At 71.1% G+C, this 20,824-nt stretch carries 21 protein-coding genes; 14 read left to right on the forward strand and 7 right to left on the reverse strand.

The features are described 5' to 3' along the window. Window positions 1–198: 198 nt before the first annotated feature. Together ACZ6TB_RS36095 and ACZ6TB_RS36100 are read left to right on the forward strand one after the other, a co-directional pair. Window positions 199–1,848, forward strand: a complete 1,650-nt coding sequence (locus tag ACZ6TB_RS36095) for a methyl-accepting chemotaxis protein (protein ID WP_465562261.1) — start codon at window positions 199–201, stop codon at window positions 1,846–1,848. 26 nt (window positions 1,849–1,874) lie between these two features. Beyond that, complete coding sequence (locus ACZ6TB_RS36100) at window positions 1,875–3,494, forward strand: methyl-accepting chemotaxis protein (RefSeq protein ID WP_465562263.1); 1,620 nt, start codon at window positions 1,875–1,877, stop codon at window positions 3,492–3,494. A 569-nt stretch (window positions 3,495–4,063) separates the two neighbouring features. On the opposite strand, the gene ACZ6TB_RS36105 is transcribed toward ACZ6TB_RS36100, so the two are convergent. Further along, on the reverse strand, window positions 4,064–5,026 hold the full coding sequence (locus ACZ6TB_RS36105) for a DMT family transporter (protein ID WP_465562265.1): 963 nt from the start codon (window positions 5,024–5,026) through the stop codon (window positions 4,064–4,066). 352 nt (window positions 5,027–5,378) lie between these two features. Here ACZ6TB_RS36105 and ACZ6TB_RS36110 point away from each other — a divergent pair, with 352 nt between their 5' ends. The 6 genes from ACZ6TB_RS36110 to ACZ6TB_RS36135 all read left to right on the forward strand — a co-directional run bounded on the left by ACZ6TB_RS36110 (window position 5,379) and on the right by ACZ6TB_RS36135 (window position 9,186). After that, a complete protein-coding gene (locus ACZ6TB_RS36110; protein ID WP_465562267.1) occupies window positions 5,379–5,759 on the forward strand; it encodes a BlaI/MecI/CopY family transcriptional regulator in 381 nt (126 codons plus the stop codon). Beyond that, on the forward strand, window positions 5,756–6,646 hold the full coding sequence (locus tag ACZ6TB_RS36115) for a M56 family metallopeptidase (protein WP_465562269.1): 891 nt from the start codon (window positions 5,756–5,758) through the stop codon (window positions 6,644–6,646). Before ACZ6TB_RS36110 ends, ACZ6TB_RS36115 begins: the two co-directional genes overlap by 4 nt. Window positions 6,647–7,089: 443 nt before the next feature. Beyond that, a complete protein-coding gene (locus tag ACZ6TB_RS36120; RefSeq protein ID WP_465562271.1) occupies window positions 7,090–7,503 on the forward strand; it encodes a DUF6325 family protein in 414 nt (137 codons plus the stop codon). A gap of 11 nt (window positions 7,504–7,514) precedes the next feature. Then, window positions 7,515–8,294, forward strand: coding sequence for an SHOCT domain-containing protein (locus ACZ6TB_RS36125; protein ID WP_465562273.1), 780 nt, complete (start codon window positions 7,515–7,517; stop codon window positions 8,292–8,294). A gap of 41 nt (window positions 8,295–8,335) precedes the next feature. Next, complete coding sequence (locus ACZ6TB_RS36130) at window positions 8,336–8,659, forward strand: hypothetical protein (RefSeq protein WP_465562275.1); 324 nt, start codon at window positions 8,336–8,338, stop codon at window positions 8,657–8,659. A gap of 59 nt (window positions 8,660–8,718) precedes the next feature. Further along, window positions 8,719–9,186: a GNAT family N-acetyltransferase gene (locus ACZ6TB_RS36135; protein ID WP_465562277.1), complete on the forward strand. Its 468-nt coding sequence runs from the start codon at window positions 8,719–8,721 to the stop codon at window positions 9,184–9,186. Between the two features lie 4 nt (window positions 9,187–9,190). On the opposite strand, the gene ACZ6TB_RS36140 is transcribed toward ACZ6TB_RS36135, so the two are convergent. Both ACZ6TB_RS36140 and ACZ6TB_RS36145 read right to left on the reverse strand, forming a co-directional pair. Continuing rightward, the gene (locus tag ACZ6TB_RS36140; RefSeq protein WP_465562279.1) at window positions 9,191–10,144 is read right to left on the reverse strand and encodes a hypothetical protein; all 954 of its coding nucleotides are present in this window, start codon (window positions 10,142–10,144) and stop codon (window positions 9,191–9,193) included. Between the two features lie 62 nt (window positions 10,145–10,206). Then, window positions 10,207–11,004 (reverse strand): IclR family transcriptional regulator, encoded by a 798-nt coding sequence (locus ACZ6TB_RS36145; RefSeq protein ID WP_465562281.1) that lies wholly within the window; start codon window positions 11,002–11,004, stop codon window positions 10,207–10,209. A 69-nt stretch (window positions 11,005–11,073) separates the two neighbouring features. On the opposite strand from ACZ6TB_RS36145, the gene ACZ6TB_RS36150 reads away from it, so the two are divergent. Beyond that, window positions 11,074–11,397, forward strand: coding sequence for a putative quinol monooxygenase (locus ACZ6TB_RS36150; protein ID WP_465562282.1), 324 nt, complete (start codon window positions 11,074–11,076; stop codon window positions 11,395–11,397). Here the strand turns inward: ACZ6TB_RS36150 and ACZ6TB_RS36155 are convergent. Genes ACZ6TB_RS36155 through ACZ6TB_RS36165 form a run of 3 tightly spaced genes read right to left on the reverse strand, consistent with a single transcriptional unit; the run spans window position 11,355 to window position 15,474 of the window. Next, window positions 11,355–12,362: an amidohydrolase family protein gene (locus ACZ6TB_RS36155; RefSeq protein ID WP_465562284.1), complete on the reverse strand. Its 1,008-nt coding sequence runs from the start codon at window positions 12,360–12,362 to the stop codon at window positions 11,355–11,357. The two genes, ACZ6TB_RS36150 and ACZ6TB_RS36155, sit on opposite strands and share 43 nt — an antisense overlap. Then, a complete protein-coding gene (locus ACZ6TB_RS36160) occupies window positions 12,362–13,360 on the reverse strand; it encodes an NAD(P)-dependent alcohol dehydrogenase (protein WP_465562286.1) in 999 nt (332 codons plus the stop codon). Before ACZ6TB_RS36160 ends, ACZ6TB_RS36155 begins: the two co-directional genes overlap by 1 nt. A gap of 50 nt (window positions 13,361–13,410) precedes the next feature. After that, complete coding sequence (locus ACZ6TB_RS36165; RefSeq protein WP_465562288.1) at window positions 13,411–15,474, reverse strand: MMPL family transporter; 2,064 nt, start codon at window positions 15,472–15,474, stop codon at window positions 13,411–13,413. Window positions 15,475–15,737: 263 nt separating this feature from the next. Between ACZ6TB_RS36165 and ACZ6TB_RS36170 the strand changes: the two genes are divergently transcribed. From ACZ6TB_RS36170 to ACZ6TB_RS36190, 5 genes are read left to right on the forward strand one after another with little or no spacing between them, the layout of a single operon-like run. Continuing rightward, entirely contained in the window at window positions 15,738–16,001 is a 264-nt protein-coding gene (locus ACZ6TB_RS36170; protein ID WP_433291860.1) for a hypothetical protein, read from the forward strand. A gap of 43 nt (window positions 16,002–16,044) precedes the next feature. After that, window positions 16,045–16,524, forward strand: coding sequence for an SsrA-binding protein SmpB (smpB, locus tag ACZ6TB_RS36175; protein ID WP_465562290.1), 480 nt, complete (start codon window positions 16,045–16,047; stop codon window positions 16,522–16,524). Between the two features lie 7 nt (window positions 16,525–16,531). Continuing rightward, on the forward strand, window positions 16,532–17,557 hold the full coding sequence (locus tag ACZ6TB_RS36180; protein ID WP_465562292.1) for an LLM class flavin-dependent oxidoreductase: 1,026 nt from the start codon (window positions 16,532–16,534) through the stop codon (window positions 17,555–17,557). Continuing rightward, on the forward strand, window positions 17,554–18,279 hold the full coding sequence (locus tag ACZ6TB_RS36185; protein WP_465562294.1) for an alanyl-tRNA editing protein: 726 nt from the start codon (window positions 17,554–17,556) through the stop codon (window positions 18,277–18,279). Before ACZ6TB_RS36180 ends, ACZ6TB_RS36185 begins: the two co-directional genes overlap by 4 nt. Beyond that, the gene (locus ACZ6TB_RS36190) at window positions 18,279–19,547 is read left to right on the forward strand and encodes an NYN domain-containing protein (protein ID WP_465562296.1); all 1,269 of its coding nucleotides are present in this window, start codon (window positions 18,279–18,281) and stop codon (window positions 19,545–19,547) included. The genes ACZ6TB_RS36185 and ACZ6TB_RS36190 overlap by 1 nt, the downstream gene beginning before the upstream one ends. A gap of 42 nt (window positions 19,548–19,589) precedes the next feature. Here the strand turns inward: ACZ6TB_RS36190 and ACZ6TB_RS36195 are convergent, their stop codons facing one another. Further along, window positions 19,590–20,705 carry a sugar ABC transporter substrate-binding protein gene (locus ACZ6TB_RS36195; protein ID WP_465562298.1) on the reverse strand — a complete coding sequence of 372 codons (1,116 nt, stop codon included), beginning with the start codon at window positions 20,703–20,705 and terminating at the stop codon, window positions 19,590–19,592. Between the last annotated feature and the right edge of the window lie 119 nt (window positions 20,706–20,824).

Genomic DNA, 20,824 nt, shown 5'->3' on the forward strand with positions numbered 1-20,824 from the left:
GTGGTGACCTTCGTGGTGGCCTTGTCGTGGCCTTCGTGGTGACCGCAGCCAATCGCGTCGGGAGCGCCGGGGCCTCATCCCGCGCGGATAGTAGGCGGAAGCAGACCGGCATCCCCCTTTTTTCATGATTCATCCCCCAAAGGCGAAACGAATTCTAAAGTTGGTCGCATTCGGCGCGGTCGTGCTTCGGGGGGAGCCATGCGGGTGCAGGACGGGGACACGGCGATCACGGTGCAGCGCACCGTCCTCGAGAAGATCCTCGGCGACCGCAGCCTCACCCTCAAGACGGTCACCGCGGCCGCCTGCGTGGCGATCGTGGCCATCGTCGTCAGCGTCCTGTCGATCACCCGGATGTCGGCGCTGAACGCCGACCTGCGCGAGATGAAGACGCAGCACGTCGACAGCCTCCAGGAGGTCGCGAACATCCGCGGCGAGATGGCGGCGATGTTCCGCAACATGCTCGTCTACTACACGGCCAACGGCGACGCCACGCTGTTGAAGAACTCGCGGGACGCCGTCCAGACCGCCGACGACACGATGGACGCAGCGCTGTCCCGGTACAACGCGATCACGGCGAGCTCCCCCGACCGGCAGGCCGCCCTGGCCAGGTTCACCGAGGGGATCAACCACTACCGGGCGCTGCGCAACACGATCCTGTTCCGCGAGCCGATGGTCGGCGGCTACACCGTGCCGGCCCCCGACAAGATCTCCGCCGAGTTCGTCGGGCTCGAGAACGCGATCGCCGAGGCGGTCCGCACCATGCAGAGCGTCGAGGACCAGGAGTCCGATGCCATGGCGGCGGCGGGGACCTCGGCGTACGACCATGCCCGGGTGGTCCTGCTGGTCGCCCTCGGCATCGGCATCGTCCTGGCCGCCGCCATCTGCGTAATGGTGATCGGCCTGATCCGCCGGCAGCTCACGACTGTCTCCTCCGCCCTCGACGCGGTGGCCGAGGGCGACCTGACCGTCGCCGCCGAGGTCCGCTCCCGCGACGAGCTCGGCGCGATGGCGGCCGCCGTCAACCGGGCCCGCGACGGGCTGCGGACGACCGTGTCGGCGCTGACCCACGGCGCCGAGACCCTGGGCGACGGCACCCAGCGGCTGACCAGCGTCACCGCCCGGCTGGCCGAGGGCGCCCGCTCGGCGGCCGAGCAGGCCGGCGTGGTCGCGGCCGGCGCCGGCGACGTCTCGTCGAGCGTGCAGTCGGTGGCCGCGGGCTCCGACCAGATGGGCGCCTCGATCCGCGAGATCGCCGAGAACGCCAACAACGCCGCCCAGGTCGCCTCGAGCGCGGTCGGCGTCGCCCAGTCCACCAACGACACCGTGGCCAAGCTCGGCACCTCGTCCGAGGAGATCGGCAACGTGGTCAAGGTGATCACCCAGATCGCCGAGCAGACCAACCTGCTGGCCCTGAACGCGACGATCGAGGCGGCCCGCGCCGGCGAGGCCGGGAAGGGCTTCGCGGTCGTCGCCACCGAGGTCAAGGACCTGGCGCAGGAGACGGCCAAGGCCACCGAGGACATCTCCCGGCGCGTCGAGGCCATCCAGGCCGACACGAGCAGCGCGGTCGAGGCGATCGGCGAGATCTCCCGGATCATCTCGGAGATCAACGACTACCAGGTGACGATCGCGTCCGCGGTCGAGGAGCAGACCGCCACCACGAACGAGATGAGCCGCAGCATCGGCGACGCCGCCCACGGCAGCTCCAACATCGCCGGGAACATCAACGCGGTCGCCGACGCGGTGCAGGCACAGACCAGCGCGCTCGGCGAGGCCGATCAGTCGGTCGCCGAGCTCACCCAGGTCGCCGACGAGTTACGTACGGTCGTCGCCCGGTTCCGGGTTTGACGTTCCTTCTTTCTGCGGGGTAACCGATGCGGCTGTTCGGCAACATCAAGATCGGGATGCGCCTGGCCGGAGCGTTCACCGGCGTCTGCCTCTGCCTCGTGATCGCCGTCGGCGTCGGCCTCTGGGGCCAGCACGAGTCGGACACGACCACGGCCCGCCTCGCGATCGCCGGCGACCTGCGGCGGGACGCCCTCACCGCCAAGCTCCGCACGGCTGACTTCAACGGCTGGCAGAACGGGTACGCGTTCGACATCCAGCGCGGCGTCGACAACGCCACCTCCGACACCGTCGGGCAGCGCAAGAGCTTCCTCGAGTCGACGGCCGCGTTCCGCGACGACCTGGCCGTGCTGGAGGCCAAGGGGCTGTCGTCCGACGAGCGGGCCGCCCTCGCCGCCGCGTCGGACGCGTTCGACGCGTTCATGGCGCTCGACGACCAGATCATCGCCGCGTTCCGCACCGGCACCGCCGCCGGCCTCGCGCAGGCGGGCAAGCTGGTCTCCGGCGCCGCCATCGCCGAGATGGGCAAGATCGTCGACGCCATCCAGAAGCTCAGCGACCTCACCAGCGCCGACGCCGCATCGGCCCAGGCCGACGCCCGGTCGGCGGCCACCACGTCCCGCACGCTGATGCTCGTCGCGGGCGCGCTGAGCCTCTGCCTGGCCGCGCTGCTGGCCGTGCTGGTGACCCGCAGCATCACGCTCCCGCTCGGCCGGACCGTGGCCACGCTGCGCCGGGTCGCCGACAAGGACCTCACCGTCCGGGCGCCGGCCGAGGGCCGCGACGAGCTGGGCACGATGGGCCGCGCGGTCAACGGCACGGTGGAGGTCCTGCTGACCACGTTCGGCCGGATCAGCGACCACAGCAAGACCTTGGCCGGCGCCTCGCACGAGCTGACCATGGCCTCGGGCCGCATAGCCGAGGCCGCGGGCGACGCGTCCGGCCAGTCCGAGCGGGTGGCGTCGGCCGCCGAGGAGGTGTCCCGCAGCGTCCAGACCGTGGCGGCCGGCACCGAGCAGATGAACGCCGCCATCCGCGAGATCTCCGGCAGCGCCTCGATGGCCGCCGGCGTGGCCGCGACGGGCGTCGACAGCGCCCGCGTGGCCGGCGAGACGATCGGCCAGCTGGGCCGCTCGAGCGCCGAGATCGGCGAGGTCATCAAGCTGATCACGTCGATCGCCGAGCAGACCAACCTGCTGGCCCTGAACGCCACCATCGAGGCGGCCCGCGCCGGGGAGGCCGGCAAGGGCTTCGCCGTGGTCGCCTCCGAGGTCAAGGACCTGGCCCAGGAGACGGCCAAGGCCACCGAGGACATCGCCGCCCGGGTGCAGGCCATCCAGAACGACACCACCGCCGCGATCACCGCGATCGACCGCATCACCGGCATCATCGGCCAGGTGAACGAGCACTCGACCACGATCGCCGCCGCCGTGGAGGAACAGACCGCCACGACGGCCGAGATGAGCCGCAACATCGTCGAGGCCGCAACCGGCTCGAACGAGATAGCCGAGAGCGTCTCGGGCGTCGCGACGTCCGCGCAGGTGACCGCCGAGGGCGTGGTCGAGGCCCAGCAGACGGCGGAGCACTTGGAGGTCATGTCGCGCGAGCTGCAGGAGATCGTCGACCAGTTCCAGGTGGCTCGCGTTTGAGCCCTTTGCTCTGCTCACCTATACGCGCGCCGCCCGGTCTCGTTCTGGGCACCCCCGCGCGCCGCCCGGCCCGCTCTGCTCACCCCCGCGGACCGCCCCGGGCCCGCTCTGCTTACCCCCGCGCACCACCCCGGGCCCGCTCTGCTTACCCCCGCGCACCACCCCGGGCCCGCTCTGCTCACCCCGGCGCACCACCCCGGGCCTGCTCTGCTCACCCCCGCGCGCCTCCTCGGGCCCGCTCTGCTCACCTATAGGCGCGCCCCGGTCCGCGCCGCCCACCTCCGCGCCACCCGGTCCCGCTCTGCTCACCTCTACGCGCGGGACCCACCACTCTGCCGCGATCGCTTTCGCGGTCCGCGACCGTCGTTTCGCCGCCCGCGCGGGAGGTCACGCCCACGCGGAGGTCGCATCCACGCGGAGGTCGCATCCACGCGGAAGTCGCCCCACGCGGAAGTCGCCCCACGCGGAAGTCGCCCCACGCGGAAGTCGCCCCACGCGGAAGGCGTCCCCGATCCGCGGTTACGCCGCCCCCACCCCGGCACTGGGTGGGGGCGGACTCTACGACCGCCCTATGACATTTCTCGCGCGACATCCACAGCGGCGACTCCCGCCCCCGCCTCCTCCCGCAGCGCCCCCGCCCTGCCGCCCGCGGCGCTGCGGCGGGCCTCCAGGAACAGCGCGACGATCAACAGCACCGCACCGGCGACGCCCGCCGGGCCCAGGCGATCACCGAGGATGACGATCGACAACGCGGTCCCGACGAGCGGCTCCAGCAGCGCCATGAGGGCCGCTGTGCCGGCCTCCGACGTACGCAGGCCTCGGAAGTAAGCCGCGTACGCGATCGCCGTCGGTCCGACGCCCAGCGCGAGCAAAAGGCCCAAGCCCGGCCAACTCGGGGTGAATCCCAGCCCGCCGCCGGCGGAAGCGAGCGGCGCGAGCACGACCGCGCCCAGCGTGAAGGCGAGCCCCGTGCCCGCGAGATCATCGAGCCCCTCGACCGGCCGGCTCCCGACGATGGTCATCGTGCCGAACCCCGCCGCGGCGAGCACGGCATAACCCCCACCGACCAGCATGGTGGTTAGGTTGCGCCCACTTTCCGGTACGCCGATGAGCAGCACGAGCCCCCCGACGGCGACCGCCACCGTGCTCAGCGCGCGACCGTCGACGCGGCGGCGGCCCAGCGCTCCCTCGGCGAACAGCACCAGCACGGGCGCCACCCCGATCGTGAGCAGCGTGGCGAGGCTGACCGAGATGCGGCCGACGCTCGCGAAATAGCTGGCCTGGAACCCGGCGGCGAGCAGCCCGAGCACGACGATCCGGGTCCAGGCGCGGCGCCCGCGCGGCACCGGACGGCGTCCGAGCAGGCAGAACAGAACAAGAATCAAACCACCGAGCCCGAGACGGTACGCCGCGACGGCCGACGGATCGAGACCGGTATGGCGGGCGAGGAGGCTGCCGGTGAGGCCGCCGGCGCCCCACAGAATGCCGGCGGTGACGAGCAGGGAAATGCCGTTGTTCAGCTTTGTATGCACGGTTGGTTAGCTCCAGCTTTCGCGACGAGTGAGAACTTCGCGGAAGCGGGATCAGCCGGACGCGCGCGCGTCATCCCGCGCCGGGCCGTGTGGCCGGAGCGTGTGAGGCCGTCCCGCTCAGGAGCGGGGCGGGGAGATGATCGTGCGCGGCATCAGGCGATGGTAGCCGCCCGGGTCACCGGTTCCGGTGGCGATGACCGCATGTCGGGATCGGGTGCCGGAACTTGTCGGACCCGGACGATAGCCTCTGGGTGTCCTTCTCGACGGGCGCTCTTCTCGACGGGTGTTCTTCCCGACGGGCGCTCTTCTCGACGGGCGCTCTTCTCGACGGGTCATCGGAGCGAGGTGAGGCATGACGGACGACGAGGCCGGTCGGCGGCGGGCCCGGGGTGAGCTCGAGTCCGAGGTGATGGCCGCGCTCTGGGCGGCCGGCGAGCCGCTGACCCCGGCCGGGGTGCAGTCGGTGCTGGGCGACAACCTGGCGTACAACACCGTGCAGACCATCCTCACCCGCCTGCTGGAGAAGGAGCTGGTCCGCCGGGGCCCGGCCGATCGCGGGCGGGGTCATGCGTACTGGCCCGCCCAGGACGCCGCCACCCACGCCGCCACCCGCATGCGCGCCACGCTCGAGGGGCGCCCCGACCGCCGGGCCGTGCTGCAGCAGTTCGCGGCCGGCCTCGCCGAGGACGACGTCGAGACCCTGCGCGCCCTGCTCGCGGACCGTGAGTCATGACGTTCGCCGTCTACCTCCCGCTGCTGCTCCCGGCGCTGGTCGCGTGGGCGGCCCGCTACGCCACCGACCACGCCCGCCCGCCGGCCGCGGTCCCCGGCCTGGTCGCCGCCGCCGTGCTCACCGCCGCCGCCTCGATCTGGTCGCTGCTGCTGCTGGTCCTGACCCTGTTCGACGACCTGCCCGCGATGGTCGCGCTGAGCTCGCGCCCCGGCATGCACCTGCCCGAGCCGGTCCCCGACGGGGTGGCCGTCACCGCGTCCGTCGTCCTCGGCCTGGTCCTGATCAGTCTCGGCCGCGAGGTCCATTTCCGCCGCACGGCCGCCCGCCGGTTGCGCAACGCCGGCCCGAACGCGGGCGGAGTCGTCGTCGCCGACTGGGACGAGCCCCTGGCCGTGGCCGTCCCCGGCCGCCCCGGCGAGATTCTGCTGACCACCGGCATGCTCAAGGTGCTGGACGCCTCGGAGCGCCGCGCCGTCCTGGCCCACGAGCGCGCCCACCTGGCCCACCGTCACCACATGGCCGTCCTGCTGACCAGCGCCGCCGCCGCGGTGAACCCGTTGCTCCGCCCGGCCCGCGAGGCGGTGACCTATCTGGTCGAACGCTGGGCCGACGAGGAGGCCGCCTCCGGCGTAGGCGACCGCGACCTGGTCGCCCGCGCGGTGGCCCGGGCCGCCCTGGCCACCGCCGGTTACACCACCCCCGCCGCGGCCCTGGGGGTGCACGGCGGCGCGATCGTCCGCCGGGTGCAGGCGTTGCAGGCGCCCGAGCCGGATTCGGCCCGCTGGCAGCTGACCTTGCTGGCCGGCGTGGGCATCACTTGCTTGGCATTGGAGGCGGCGGCCACGGCCGAGTTCGTCGACGTCTTGCGGGCCTGGTCGGTCGGCTGATCGCGCCGGCCGCCGAGAACGCGCGCGACCGGCGCCAACGAGATCAGCGCCGCAAGCTCCCGCGGCCGGCACCATCGCGACCGGTGCCGCAAGCTCCCGCGGCCGGCGCCATCGCGACCGGCGCCATCGCGACCAGCGCCATCGAGACCGGTGCGGCACGGTCTCGCGGCTGGCGCCATCGCGAGCAGCGCCATCGCGACCAGTGCCGCAAGCTCCCGCGGCCGGCGCCATCGCGAGCAGCGCCATCGCGACCAGTGCCGCAAGCTCCCGCGGCCGGCGCCATCGCGAGCAGCGCCATCGCGACCAGCGCCGCAAGCTCTCGCGGCCGGAATGACCCGCTTTGGGGGCCTGCTGCGGCGCCGCTTGGCCGACGGGAGGGCGGGCGCCGGTTTCATCCGGGTGGGGTGAGGCGGGTTCGGGGTGGGGTTCGGGAGGGTTGCGGCATGAGCTGGGGACCGCTGGAGCTTGTCGTGTTGACCTTTCCACCCGCGCGACTTCCGGCCGGCGTCTCGGTTGCGCTTGATCGGCTGGCGACTTCCGCGGACGTACGGCTGATTGATGCCCTTGTGGTGCGAACGGATCCCGATGGCGCCGTCTCCGCGGTCGAGCTTGCCGATCTGCCGGGGCTCGACGGTCTTCCGGCCGGGTGGGACGCGCCGATCGAGGGGCTCATCTCCGAAGAGGACATGCGGGAGATCGCCGCCGCGGTGGCCTCGGGAGAGGACGCGCTCGCTCTTCTGGTCGAGCATCGGTGGTCGGCCGACCTGGCCGAACGGATCGCCGGCGAGGACGGGGTGCTGATCGCCTCGGCGCCCATTCCGGCCGAGCACGCGGCCGAGGCCGTGGCCGGGCGCTGAGAGGAGGCGTCGTGTTCCGCCGTTCGGGAGTCATGCGCCGGGGTGCGCCGCTGCTGCGGGGCAGACTCGCGCGAGGCGCCGACGATGCTTCCGTCGATGACTCGGAGCGGGGCTACGACCAAGCGCCCGGCTACGAATCGGGCCCCGCCGACGCCGGGCCGGCCGGCTTCGAGATGCCGCCGGATCGCGACGAACCGCCCGGCTACGAGATGCAGCCGGACTACGACGAGCCGACCGCGTATGAGTCGCCGGCCGACTACGACTCGCCGGACCGCTACGAGACGCAAGCCGCCTATGAGCCGGAGCCCGGCGACGAGACGCAGTCCCGCTACGAGGCGCAGCCGATCTACCGCCCGAAGCCGATATCCGCGGCGCCCGCCGCCTCGGCCGCGCCCGTCGCGCAAACCGCGCCCGTCGCGCAGATCAAGCCCGTCGCGCAGATCAAGCCCGTCGCGGAAACTGCGCCCAACGCGGCCGCCGCTCAAACCGCGCCCGTCGGGCAAATCAAGCCCGTCGCGCAAACCGCCCCCAACGCGGCCGTCGCGCAAACCGCGCCCAACGCCCCGGTCGCGCCCAGCGGGCCGAACGCACCCCACGGGCCGAACGCACCCAACGGGCCGAACGCACCCAACGGGCCGAACGCACCCAACGGGCCGAAGGCGGCTGCCGGGCGAACCTCGCCCGCGGTCGATCTGGCCTCGCAGATCGAGCGGCTCGCGGCGCTGCACGCCGAGGGCGTTCTCACCGATGAGGAGTTCGCCGCGGCCAAAGGGCGGCTTCTCGGCACCTGACTTTTCGTACCTCGCACATTCGTACGGCGAAGGGAAGACCGATGAGACGACGTGAGATGGAGCTGCGGGACGTGGTGGACAACGCGCTCGCCGCCGCTCGGGTCAGTGGCGGGGAGTTCCGGCAGCTCGTGCCGGTCTACGCCAATCGGGCGGGAATGGCCATGCAGATCATGCGCGGCCAGGACGCTCGCCGGGTGGGGCGGACCATTGCGATCACGGCGATCGCCGCCACGCTGACGGGGGCCGTCATCGCGATCGCGGCCGAGCGCATGGTCGCGCACCGTGAGCCGGGTGCGGCCGAGGCCGAGGCCGAGAGCGGCGACGAGCCAGCGCCCGCCCGGTCGGACGCGGCCTTCACCGGCTGACACCGGCGCGTTCATGGAGGGGGCGACGCTCCCTCCATGAACCATGCAGAATTCCAGGTGTGGAGATCAGAGACGCCGCGAGCGGCGACCTTGAGGCGATCGTCGGCATCGGGCATCGCACCTGGCCGTCGGCCTATGGCTTCGCGGGCGACGAGTACGTGCGGAACGGCCTCGCCACCTGGTGGTCGGCCGAGGCCGTCGAGCGCAGCCTGCGCGACACCACGATGCTGGTCGCCGCCGACGGGCCGGAGCTCGTCGGCGTCGGCAACATCGACCTGCGCGGCGACGTGCCGATCATCTGGAAGCTCTATGTGCTGCCCGAGTCCCAGGGCACCGGCGCCGGCCAGGCGCTGATGGCGGCGCTGCTGGCGCGGGCGCCCGGCCGGCCGGTGCGACTGGAGTACGTCGACGGCAACGACCGGGCGGCGCGCTTCTACCGGCGGCGCGGGTTCGTCGAGCTGCGCCGGGAGCCGGGCGAGCGCGAGGGCTGGCCCGAGACGGTGTGGATGGAACACCCACCAAGCTGAAAGATCACGCCGGGTACGGGTCGGCCCCGCCCGTCGTCGGCTCCGGTTGCGGGATCTCCAGGGCGGCCAGCGCCTCGTCCAGGGCCCGGACGATCTGGTCGACCCGCGAGCTGATCCGGCGCCAGTCGCGGCCGGTGGCCAGGGCCTCGTTCTCGGCGTCGATGCCGGTCACCAGGTCCTGCGCCATGATGCTCAGCCGCCCGGCCGAGTCGCGGTGGTAGTCGTCGGTGGCCCGCCCGGCCAGGTCCGCCCATCGCGCGGACATCTCGGTGATCTCGGCCCGCACCGGCGGCCAGGCCAGGGCCCGCGCCGCGGCCTCCCGCGCGCTGAGCACCTGCGGAAGCCGGGTGGCGATCAGGTTCCGGCCGTCGGTCGCGAGGACGACCGCCTCGTTCTGCCAGGCGGCGGCGCGGCGGGACCGGTTGACCAGCAGCACCGGTACGAGGATCGCGAGCCCCAGGATCAGCAGGAGCAGCAGCCAGCCGAGAGCGCCCATGCCGGTGTCCTCGGTCGTGGCCGCCACCGGGGTCGGCGAGGCGGACGACGTCTTCGGAGCGGCCGCGGAGGACGTAGGAGCGGCCGCGGAGGACGTAGGAGCGGCCGCCGAGGACGTAGGAGCGGCCGCCGAGGACGTAGGAGCGGCCGCGGAGGACGTAGGAGCGGCCGCGGTGGTGGTCGGCGGAGGTGGCGCGGCCGGCTCCGTGGTCTTCACCGGCTTGGTGGTGGGCGGAGGCGGCGCGTTGGTGGTGGGCTTCTCCGAGGCGGTGGGCTTATCCGAGGGAGAAGCCGAGGGAGATGCCGAGGTGGTCGCCTCCCGGTCGACGGTCCGCGTGATGGACGGCAACGACGAGGGCAACGCCACCCCACCCCCGTCGGCGTCGCAGGCGGCAGCGAGGCCGACCACCCCGGCCACGGCCACCGTCGCCAGCAACGGCCGGACAAATCCATACAGGCCCATGCCGAGAGTCTCGGAGACCAACCCCGGCGGGACATCATGCCGGGGGGATGAGCGAGGAGAAGTCAGCTCAGCCGGCCGGACCGGGCCGCCGCCGTCAGGGCCACCACCCGGGTCGCCCGCACGGCGCCCAGCCGCACGGCCCGCTCGGCGGTCCAGCGGTCCGACCGCAACCGGGCCGTCGGCATCGAGATCGCCACCGCGCCGACGAACCGGCCGGCCGCGTCGGTCACCGGCGCCGCCATGCAGCTCAGCCCGGCCTGGAACTCGTCGACCTCGACCGCCAGCCCGGTCCCCTGCACCTGGCGCAACTGCCGGAACAGCACCGCACGATCGGTGACCGTCGACGCGGTCACCGACGGTATCCCGGTGTGATCCAGCAGCGCCGAGCGCTCGTCCGGCGACAGCACCGACAGCATCAGCTTGCCGAAGGCCGTCGCGTGCGGGGCCTGGTGGAATCCGACGTCAAGCGGCTGGATCCGGGGATGCGTCGGGCATTCCTCGACGTGCGCGACGATCATCTCGGCGTCCCGCAGCGCCGCGTAGTAGGCCGCCGCCTGCGCCTGCTGGTGCACGACCGCGGCGACCCGCCGCACCTCCGGCGGCACCGCGATCTGCCGGTGCAGCCCGCGCGCCAGGTCGTCCACGCGATGCCCCAGCGCGTACGCCTTTTCCTCAGGAAGATGAACAAGATATCCGCCCGTGACCAAAGTCGTCAGCAGGTGGTAGGTGGTAGGGAGGGTCAAGCCGAGTGACGCGGCGACGTCCCGGGCCGCGACCGGTCCGGACGAGGCGGCGATGTAATCGAGGACCCGCATCGCCCGCTCGACCGACTGAAGGAGGCCGGCGCCCTTGCCGCTCATGCACCCAGCGTCCGTCCACGCCGTCGAGGAGGGAACCCCGATGGCTGATCGCGCGAAAGGTCAACCGAGATGATCTTCATTACCGCCAAGTTCCTGATCAAGCCGGAGCACGCCGAGCAGTGGCCGGAGATCGCCGGTCCGTTCACCCGGGCGACCCGCGGCGAGGCCGGCTGCATGTGGTTCGACTGGTCCCGAAGCCTCGACAACCCGCAGGAGTACGTGCTGGTCGAGGCGTTCCGCGACGGCGACGCGGGTGCGGCCCACGTCGGCTCGGCCCACTTCAAGCAGGCCCAGCAGGACCTTCCGCAGTACCTCGTCGCCACCCCGAAAATCATCAGCCAGTCGATCGATCAGGACGACTGGTCGGAGCTGGGCGAGCTAGCCGTCAAATAGGGGACCTTGAGGTCGTAGAGGCGTGCGGCGTTCAAGCCCAGGATCTTGCGTTTGATCGTGGGGGTCAGAACGCCGTACTCACCCTGCATGTCCGGTGGAATTTGAAAGGCCGCGAACATCTCGACCAGCCAGCGAGGGTGCCAGACGGCGTAGTCGCTGCCGAACAGCAGGCGGTCCTCGTCGAGCCAGTACAGCAGCTCCCCGATGATCTGGGCGAAATAGCGCGGCCGCGAATGCAGGAACGGCATCGCCATCGCCAGCCCGCCGTAGACATTGGGCTCCTGGGTGGCGATCCAGCAGAAGTCCTCGAGCCGGGGCAGCCCGACGTGCTCGACGATGAACCGCAGCCCGGGAAAGGCGGTGGCCGCGTCGTCGACATCGGCCACGTCGAAGGCGTCGCGGTTCATCGGGTAGACCGTCGGTCCCTTGTGCACGTGAATGTTGAGAATGCCGAGCGAAAGGCATTTTTCGAGATATCGGTACGCCCACGGGTCGCTGAGCTTCCAGCCCTTGCTGTCACCCCGCCACTCCGCCGTGCACAGCGCCACCCCCTGGAGCTGCCACCGCTCGTGCAGCCGCTCCAGGTCCTCCAGCCCCGCCTCTCCTTCGCGCGGGTCGAAGCTGCCGTTGACGATGAACCGCCCCGGATAGCGCTCGGCCAGCTCCCCGTTCTGCTCGGTCGTGTTGAAGCCGTTGACGAACCAGTCGGTCAGGTGCGTCGACTGGAGGATCGCCACGTCGGCATATCCCGCGTCGAACAGGTCGCCGACGATCCGGTCGTCGGAACAGCGCTCGAACCGTTCCAGCGGCCACCGGTACGCGGGCGGCGAGAGATTCGTGTGATAGCCGTGCAGGCAGTTGATGTACCCCTCGCCGTACCGGTTCTTCTGGTTGGCGGGGCTGCCGTCCCAGAAATGCGCGTGCCCGTCGACCACGAAATACCTCTCGCCGTCCCGGGAGTACATCAGGGCACCAGGATCCCGCGCCCTTGCAGCCGGCCGGCCTCCAGATCGTCCATCGCCTCGTTGACCGCGGCCAGTGGATAGGTCCGCGTGTGCAGCGTGACCTGGCCCTGGGCGGCGAGCGTCATCAGCTCGGACAGGTCGTTGTACGACCCCACGAGGTTGCCGATGATGTTGCGCTCGGTCGAGATCAGGTCGATGGTCGGGATGTCGATCGTGCCGCCGTAGCCGATCACGAAGTAGCTGCCGGCCCGGCGGGTCATGGCCAGGCCCTGCTTCTCGGCGCCGCTCTCGCCGACGAAGTCGAGCACCACGTGCGCGCTGTCGGCCAGGTCGTCGGTGCGGTCGGTGACCTCGTGCGCGCCCAGCGAACGGGCGAGCTCCTGGGCGGCCGGGTTGGGGTCGACCACGACGACCCGCGTGGCGGTCATCGCGACCAGGCACTGGATGCCGATGTGACCGAGGCCGCCGGCGCCGATGACGACGCAGGTGGTGCCCGGGTAGAGCAGCGGCACCGCCTTGCGGACGGCGTGGTAGGCGGTGAGGCCGGCGTCGGCGAGCGCGGCCACGGCGGCCGGCTCGAGCCCGTCGGCGAGCTTGACGACCGAGCGGGCGGTGGTGAGCAGCAGCTCGGCCATGCCGCCGTCGCTGTCGATGCCGGGGAACCGCGAGTTCTCGCAGTGCACGTCGTCGCCGGAGCGGCATGGCCGGCACAGCCCGCAGGTCACCAGCGGATGCAGGATCACGGCGTCGCCGACGGCGACGTTGGTGACGGCGCTGCCCACCTCGCGTACCCAGCCGGCGTTCTCATGACCGATCACGTACGGGAGTTGCACACCCGACTTCTCGGCCCACTGGCCCTCGACGATGTGCAGGTCGGTGCGGCACAACCCGGCCGCGCCGACCTGAACCAGAACATCGAGGGGACCGGACACCCGAGGCTCGGGGATCTCGTCGACAGAAGGGCGCTTTCCGTAGGAGTGGACCCGGACGGCCTTCATCTCGCCTCCTTGCAGGGTCGGTGGTCCCCCGACCCTGCAAGGAACGGGACTCAGTGCGTAAGTTCGGGTTCAGATGATGACAACGGCTCCTCCCGCGGGCCGGGCTCGACCGGCTCGTCGTGCACCTGGGCGAGCTTGCTCGGCCACCACATCCACCGGCCGACGTCCAGGTTGAGCGCGGTCACCAGCACCGACCGCACGATCAGCGTGTCGAGCAGGACGCCGAACGCGACCGCGAAGCCGATCTCGGCGAACGCGACCAGCGGCAGGCTGCCGAGCGCCGCGAACGTGCCGGCCAGCACGATGCCGGCCGAGGTGATCACGCCGCCGGTCGCGGCGAGTCCGATCACCGCGCCCCGCTTGGTGCCGTGCGCCCGCGCCTCCTCGCGCACCCGGGTCATCAGGAAGATGTTGTAGTCGATGCCGAGCGCGACCAGGAACACGAAGACGAACAGCGGGAACGACGTGTCCTCGCCGGGCCAGCCGAACACGTGCCGGAAGACCAGCGCGCTCACGCCCAGCGCCGCCGCGAACGACAGCACCACGGTGAGGATCAGGATCACCGGCGCGATGATCGCCCGCAGCAGCGCGGCGAGGATCACGAGCACGACCAGCAGCACGAGCGGGATGATCAACCGGTTGTCGTGCCGGTTGGCCGCGTTGATGTCGACCACCATCGCGGTCGCGCCGCCGACCTTGGCGTTCGCGCCCGGCACCGCGTGCACGGCGTCGCGCACCCGTTCGACCGTGGCCTGCGCGGCTTGGCTGTCCGGCGCCGTGGAAAGCGTGCCGTCCAGCTGGACCAGGCCGTTCTTGACCACCGGATCGGCGACCGAGCTGATCCCCGGCACCCCGGCGAAGACCTGCTTCACCTGGTCGGCCTGGTCGGCGTTGGCGATCACGGTGACCGGCTGGCCGCCACCGGCCGGGAAGTGCCGGGCCAGCGCCTCCTCGCCGGTGACCGAGGGCTGCTTGGTGGTGAAGCTGTCGGCGGTGGTCAGACCGTCCGCCTTGAGCTGGATCAGGCCGAGCGCCATCACACCGAGCGCGAGCGCCGTGCCGATCCAGACCGCGCGCGGCCGGCGGGCGATGCGGTTGCCGAGCCGGGCGTAGAAGCCGGTCGCGGTCGGCTCGGCCGTGCCGAACTTCGGCTTGACCGGCCAGAACAGCCAGCGGCCGCAGATCACCAGCATGGCCGGGAGCAGCGTGATCATCGCGAACAGGCCGACCACGATGCCGATCGCCGCCACCGGGCCGAGGCCCGCGGTCGAGTTGAGCTCGGCGAGCGTGAGGATCGACATGCCGATCGCGACGGTCGCGGCGCTCGCGATGATCGCCGGGCCGGCCCGGTGCAGCGCCATCGCCATGGCCTCGTGCCGGTCCTCGTGTTTGCGCAGCTCCTCGCGGTAGCGCGCGACCAGCAGCAGCGCGTAGTCGGTGCCCGCGCCGAAGACCAGCACGGTTAAGATGCCGGCACTCTGGCCGTTCACCACCAGACCCGCGTGCTTCGCGAGCAGGTAGATCACGGCCTGGGCACTGGTCAATGCCACGCCCGCCGTGATGATCGGGAAGAGCCAGAGAACCGGGCTCCGGTACGTGATGAGCAGGATCACCGCGACCACGATCAGTGTCGTGTAGAGCAGCGTCCCGTCGATGCCCTCGAATGCTCCGGCCGAGTCGGCGGCGTTTCCGGCCGGACCGGTCAGGTAGACCGCGAGCCCGCCACCACCCGTACCGGATATCGCCTTGAGGCTGTCGACGACATCGACGATCTTGTCCCAGCCGTCCTCGTCGACCTTGACGTTCACCAACGTCGACAGGGCCTGCTTGTCCTGCGACGGAATCGGGCCGGTCACGTCGCCGACGACGCCCGGCACCCCCGCGAACGCCTTCGCGTCGGCGGTGGCCTTGTCGACGTCGGCCTGGGTGATGCCACCCGTGCGCTCGTAGACGATGATCGCCGGGACGATGTCGTCCGGCTGGAACTGCTTCTGCAGGTCCATCACCGCGGTCGACTCGGCCCCACCCGGCAGCCAGGCCGAGTTGTCGTTCTTCTGGACACCGGTCAGCTTGCCCGCGAGCGGCGCGGCGATCGCCAGCACCACGACCCACATGCCGAGCACGATCCATTTAGACCATCGGCCGCAGACCAGCCTTGCTATCCCACCCGTAGCCATCCCGTCGTCTCCCCCCGAGACGTAAGCCCTTTGACGGGCGAAGGGTATGCCGGGCACATGGCGCGGCCCAACCCCATATTCGCCAAGCTCAGGGTTATCTCAGGGAAGAGTCGTACAGGTCACATTCGGCGGCTAAACGTCAGACTTCCCCTGTCGGGATCGGACAGCGACCTCATCGCGGTCACGGCATAATCGAATGGGTGACCAATTGGGAGTATGCGCGGTTGGAGTACCGCGCCGCCGGCACGCTCGGCACCGACCGATACATGGACTGGACGGCCACCTTCCACCACCCCGGCGGCGTGCTGCGGTGGGGCACCGACGAGCGCTTCGACGACCTGCGCCACCTCAACCGGGCCGGGGCGGCCGGCTGGCAGGCGTACGCCCGCAACGCCATCCACGTGGTGGGCGAGCCACACCGGCTGAGCAGCGTCTCCTACTCGATGCGGAGGCCGGTCCCGTAGGGCTCGCGCCCTGCCGTGACCGGGCGATGCCCTAGGCTGAGGCGTGGCAAAAGAGACAGGTCGCAAGCTGATCGCCTCGAACAAGAAGGCGCGGCACGACTACGCGATCCTCAAGACCTACGAGGCGGGCCTGGTGCTGGCCGGCACCGAGGTGAAGTCGCTGCGCGAGGGCCGGGCATCGCTCGTCGACGCGTTCGCGCAGGAGTACGAGGGCGAGATCCTGCTCTACGGCCTGCACATCGCCGAGTACGGCTACGGCAGCTGGACCAACCACGTCCCGCGCCGCACCCGCAAGCTGCTGCTGCACCGGATCGAGATCGCGAAGATCCTGAGCCAGCTGCGCGACGGCAACGGGCTCACCCTGGTCCCGTTGTCGATGTACTTCAGCGACGGCTGGGCCAAGGTCGAGCTGGGCCTGGCGCGCGGCCTCCGGTCGTACGACAAGCGGCAGGTCATGGCCGAGCGGGACGCCCAGAAGGAGATCGCCCGCGAGATGGGCCGCCGCCTCAAGGGCCGCGGGTAAGGTGATCATGGTGGAATTCGGTCTCGACACCTTCGGCGACGTCACCGCCGGCCCCGACGGCAAGCGCCTCCCCTACGCCCAGGTCATCCGCAACGTGGTCGAGCAGGCCACGCTCGCCGACCGGCTCGGCATCGACGCGTTCGGCCTCGGCGAGCACCACCGCGACGACTTCGCGGTCTCGGCCCCCGAGATCGTGCTGGCCGCGATCGCGAGCCGCACCGAGCGCATCAAGCTGGGCACCGCGGTCACCGTGCTCAGCTCCGACGACCCGGTCCGGGTCTTCGAGCGGTTCGCCACCCTCGACGCGGTGTCGGGCGGGCGGGCCGAGATCACCCTCGGGCGGGGCTCGTTCACCGAGTCGTTCCCGCTGTTCGGCTTCGACCTCACCGATTACGACCAGCTGTTCGCGGAGAAGGTCGACCTGATGGCCAAGCTGCTCGGCGAGGGCCCGGTGACCTGGGAGGGGAAGGTCCGGGCCGCCCTCCGGGAGCAGCAGGTCTACCCCAAGACCGAGTCCGGCCGCATCCGTACCTGGATCGGCGTGGGCGGCAGTCCCGAGTCGGTGATCCGCTGCGCCGAGTACGGCTTCCCGCTCGTGCTCGCGATCATCGGTGGCGCCCCGGCCCGGTTCGCGCCCTACGTCGACCTCTACCGGCGCGCGCTCAAGGAGTTCGAGCAGCCCGAGGACCTGCCGGTCGCCGTGCACGCCCCCGGCTTCGTGGCCGAGACCGACGCCGAGGCCGCCGAGCAGCTCTGGCCGCACGTGCGCGTGATGATGAACCGGATCGGCCGCGAGCGCGGCTGGCCCCCGCTGACCCGCGACCGCTTCGAGGCCGACATCCACGAGGGCGCCTGGCACGCCGGCTCCCCCGAGACCGTCGCTCAGAAGATCGCGACGACCATCAAGGACCTGGGCATCCAGCGCTTCGACCTCAAGTACTCGGCCGGCACCCTGCCGCACGAGCTGCAGATCAAGGCCATCGAGGGGTACGCCACCCAGGTCGTGCCGCGAGTGAAGGAGCTGCTGGCATGAGCGCCCGCCTGGACTGGACCGACCCGACGCTGCGCGAGTGGGACTGCACCGTGGTGTGGTCCGATCCCGCCGATCCCGAGGCCGGCATCGTGCTCGACCGGTCCGCCTTCTACCCGGGCGGCGGCGGGCAGCCGCCCGACCACGGGGTGCTGCTCTGGCAGGGCGTGCAGACCCGGATCGTCGACACGCGCAAGGGCGAGGACTTCCATCTGATCCCGGCCCCCGGCGACCCGGTCCCCCCGGTCGGCGCCTCGGTGCGCGGCGCGATCGACGACGACCGCCGCAGCACGCTCATGCGCACCCACTCCGGCCTGCACATCCTCTGCGGCACGGTGTTCCGCGACTTCGGCGCCCTGGTCACCGGCGGCAACATGCAGCCCGGCGAGGCCCGGATGGACTTCAACCTGCCCGAGGTCCCGCCCGGCTTCAAGCAGTCCCTGGAGGACGCCGTGAACGCCGAGATCGCGGCCGACCGCAAGATCGTCGCCCGGATCCTCCCCCGCGAGGAGGCCCTGCGGATACCGACTCTGGTGCGCACCCAGGACGCCCTGCCGCCGCTGGAGCAGCCGGAGATCCGCGTCATCGACATCGTCGGCCTCGACGTCCAGGCCGACGGCGGCACCCACGTGGCCTCCACCGCCCAGGTCGGCCGGGTCGAGGTGGTCAAGGTCGAGAGCAAGGGCCGCCAGAACCGCCGGGTCCGCATCCGGCTGGCGGGCTGATGGGCCACGTCCGCGCCGCGCTCTACCTCGACTTCGACAACGTCTTCAGCGGCCTCTACAAGCTCGATCCCGAGGTCGCCGTCGAGTTCGCGAACGAGCCCGGCAGCTGGCTCCAGCGCCTGTCCACGACCCTGACCATGGACGCGCCGCGGCGCTGGCTGGTGCTGCGCTGCTACCTCAACCCCGCGGGCTGGGTGTTCCACCCGGAGCCCACCGGCGAGCAGACCCGACTGTACTTCTCCAAGTACCGGCCGCGGTTCGTCCGCGCCGGCTTCGAGGTGATCGACTGCCCGCGCTACGGCGGGACGAAGAACGCGGCCGACATCCGGATCGTCGTCGACGCCCTCGACGCCCTGTCCGACGACACCCGCTACGACGAGTTCGTGATCGCCTCCGGCGACTCCGACATGACCCCGCTGCTCCAGCGGCTGCGGCGGGCCGACCGGCGGACCATGATCGTCTCGCCGGCCGACGCGGCCGAGGCGTTCACCTCGATCGCCGACCAGGTGCTCGACAGCCAGCGGGTGCTGGCCCTGGTGCAGGGCGAGCCGGTGGACGTGGACGACGAGTCGCTCGAGACCGGCGACGTCGAGGACGCCGAGGGCGACCGGACCGAGGCGTACGAGACGTTCCGGTCGCTGATGACCGGCGAGTACGAGAAGGCGTCCGAGCCGCTGAACATGGCGTCGCTCGCCCACCGGCTCCGCGGGCAGCTCGGCCAGGCGGTCAGCGACAGCGACTGGTTCGGCTTCGGGAGCTTCGCCCGCGCCGTCGACAGCCTCAAGCTCCCGCACCTGCGCGTCGCCCAGCACTTCCTCTTCGACGAGAGCCGGCACACCCCGCCGAGCACGTCCGAGAGCACGTCGCGCCGGATCACGCTGCCGGCGCCGGTGGAGCGCCTCGCCGACCAGCTCAACGTGCCGCGGCTGCCGCAGGGGTGGTGGCCGATGATCTACCAGGTCCTGGGCGAGTACGCGCAGACCCACGCCTTCAACCTGACCCAGTGCACGAGCTGGGCTCGCGACCGGCTGCACGAGGAGGGGTTCCCGGTTCCCCGCGGCGCCGTCGCGTTCGTGGTGCGCGGCACCTCGTACGGCGGCGCCCCGCTGCACCGGCAGCCGGCCCCGACCGCGGCCGAGATCGGCGCCGCGTTCGTCGGCAACGTGATCAGCCGCGCCGAGGCCGAGGTCGTCCTGTCCGACACCGAGACCGCGGCCATCCGGACCTGGCTCGAGTCCCCGGCGGACGAACCGGCTCAGGAACACTGAAGGCCGGGCTCGTCCGAGCCCGGCCTTCGCGAGAGACGCGGGTTACTTGATGCCGTGCTCCGTGCAGAGCGCGGCGAACTTGCCGGCGCACAGCTTCTTCTTGTCGACGAAGCCGTCGGCCAGGACCTCGGTGATGTTGTTCACCGTGATCGACTTCGGGGTCAGGCTCGCGAACGGCACGTACGCGCCGGACTCCGGGTCCTTGATCTGGCCGCCGACCGTGGGCTTGTCGCCCTTGAACAGCTTCACCGCGAGGCTCGCCGCGGTCTCGGCCTCCGGCTTGATCGCCTTGTAGATCGTCACGCACTGGTCGCCGAGCAGGAGGTTCTGCAGGCCCTCGAGCGTGGCGTCCTGACCGGTGACCGGCACCCGGCCGTTCAGGCCCTTCTTGCGCAGCACCTTGATCACGGCGCCGCCGAGGCCGTCGTTGGCCGCCAGCACGCCATCGATCTTGGGCTGCTGATCGAGCATCTGGGCGAAGATCTTGCCGCCCTCGTCGTTGTCCCAGTCCTGCACCGACTGGTCCGGGCCCTTGGTGTACTGGGCGTTGTCGTACATGGGCTGCAGGATCGAGTCGTACCCGTTCTTGAACAGCGTCGCGTTGTTGTCCGTCGGCGAGCCGTTCACCTCGGCCACGATCGGGTTGCTCTTCTTGTCCGCCGTCAGGCAGTTGACCAGCCCGTACGCCTGGAGCCGCCCGACCGCCTCGTTGTCGAAGCTGACGTAGAAGTCGGCGCCGCCGTTGAGCGTCAGCCGGTCGTAGTCGATCACCGGGATCTTCTTGGCCTTGGCCTTGTCGATCACGGCCTTGCCGGTGTCCGAGTCGAGGTTCGCCATGATCAGCACCTTGACACCGCTGTTGATGTAGTCGGTGCCGATCTTCACGAAGTTGGCCCGGTCGCCCTCGGCGTTCTTGATCTCGACCGGGACGCCGGCCGCGTCGAACGCGGCCTTGAGGAACTTCGGGTCGTCGGTGCCCCAGCGCTGCGAGCTCTTGGTGTCCGGCAGGATCACGCCGACCCGGGCCTTGCCCGACCCGCCGCCGGAGTCGCTGCTGCCCCCACTGGCGTCACTCGACTGATCCGAGTCGTCACACGCTGTCATGGTGGCCGTAGCCAGCAGCCCGATCGTCGCGAGCGCCAGCAGCTTCTTGCGCATTTCCGAGAAGTCCTCTCAGGTGGATCCCGACCTGTGTGGTCCGCCGAAACGTCGACCCAGTATCGAGCAACACGCGATGCGCCCGACAAGGGGTACGGCGCACGGGAGAAGATAGTTCA

This window comes from Actinoplanes sp. NPDC051537 (assembly GCF_055586105.1).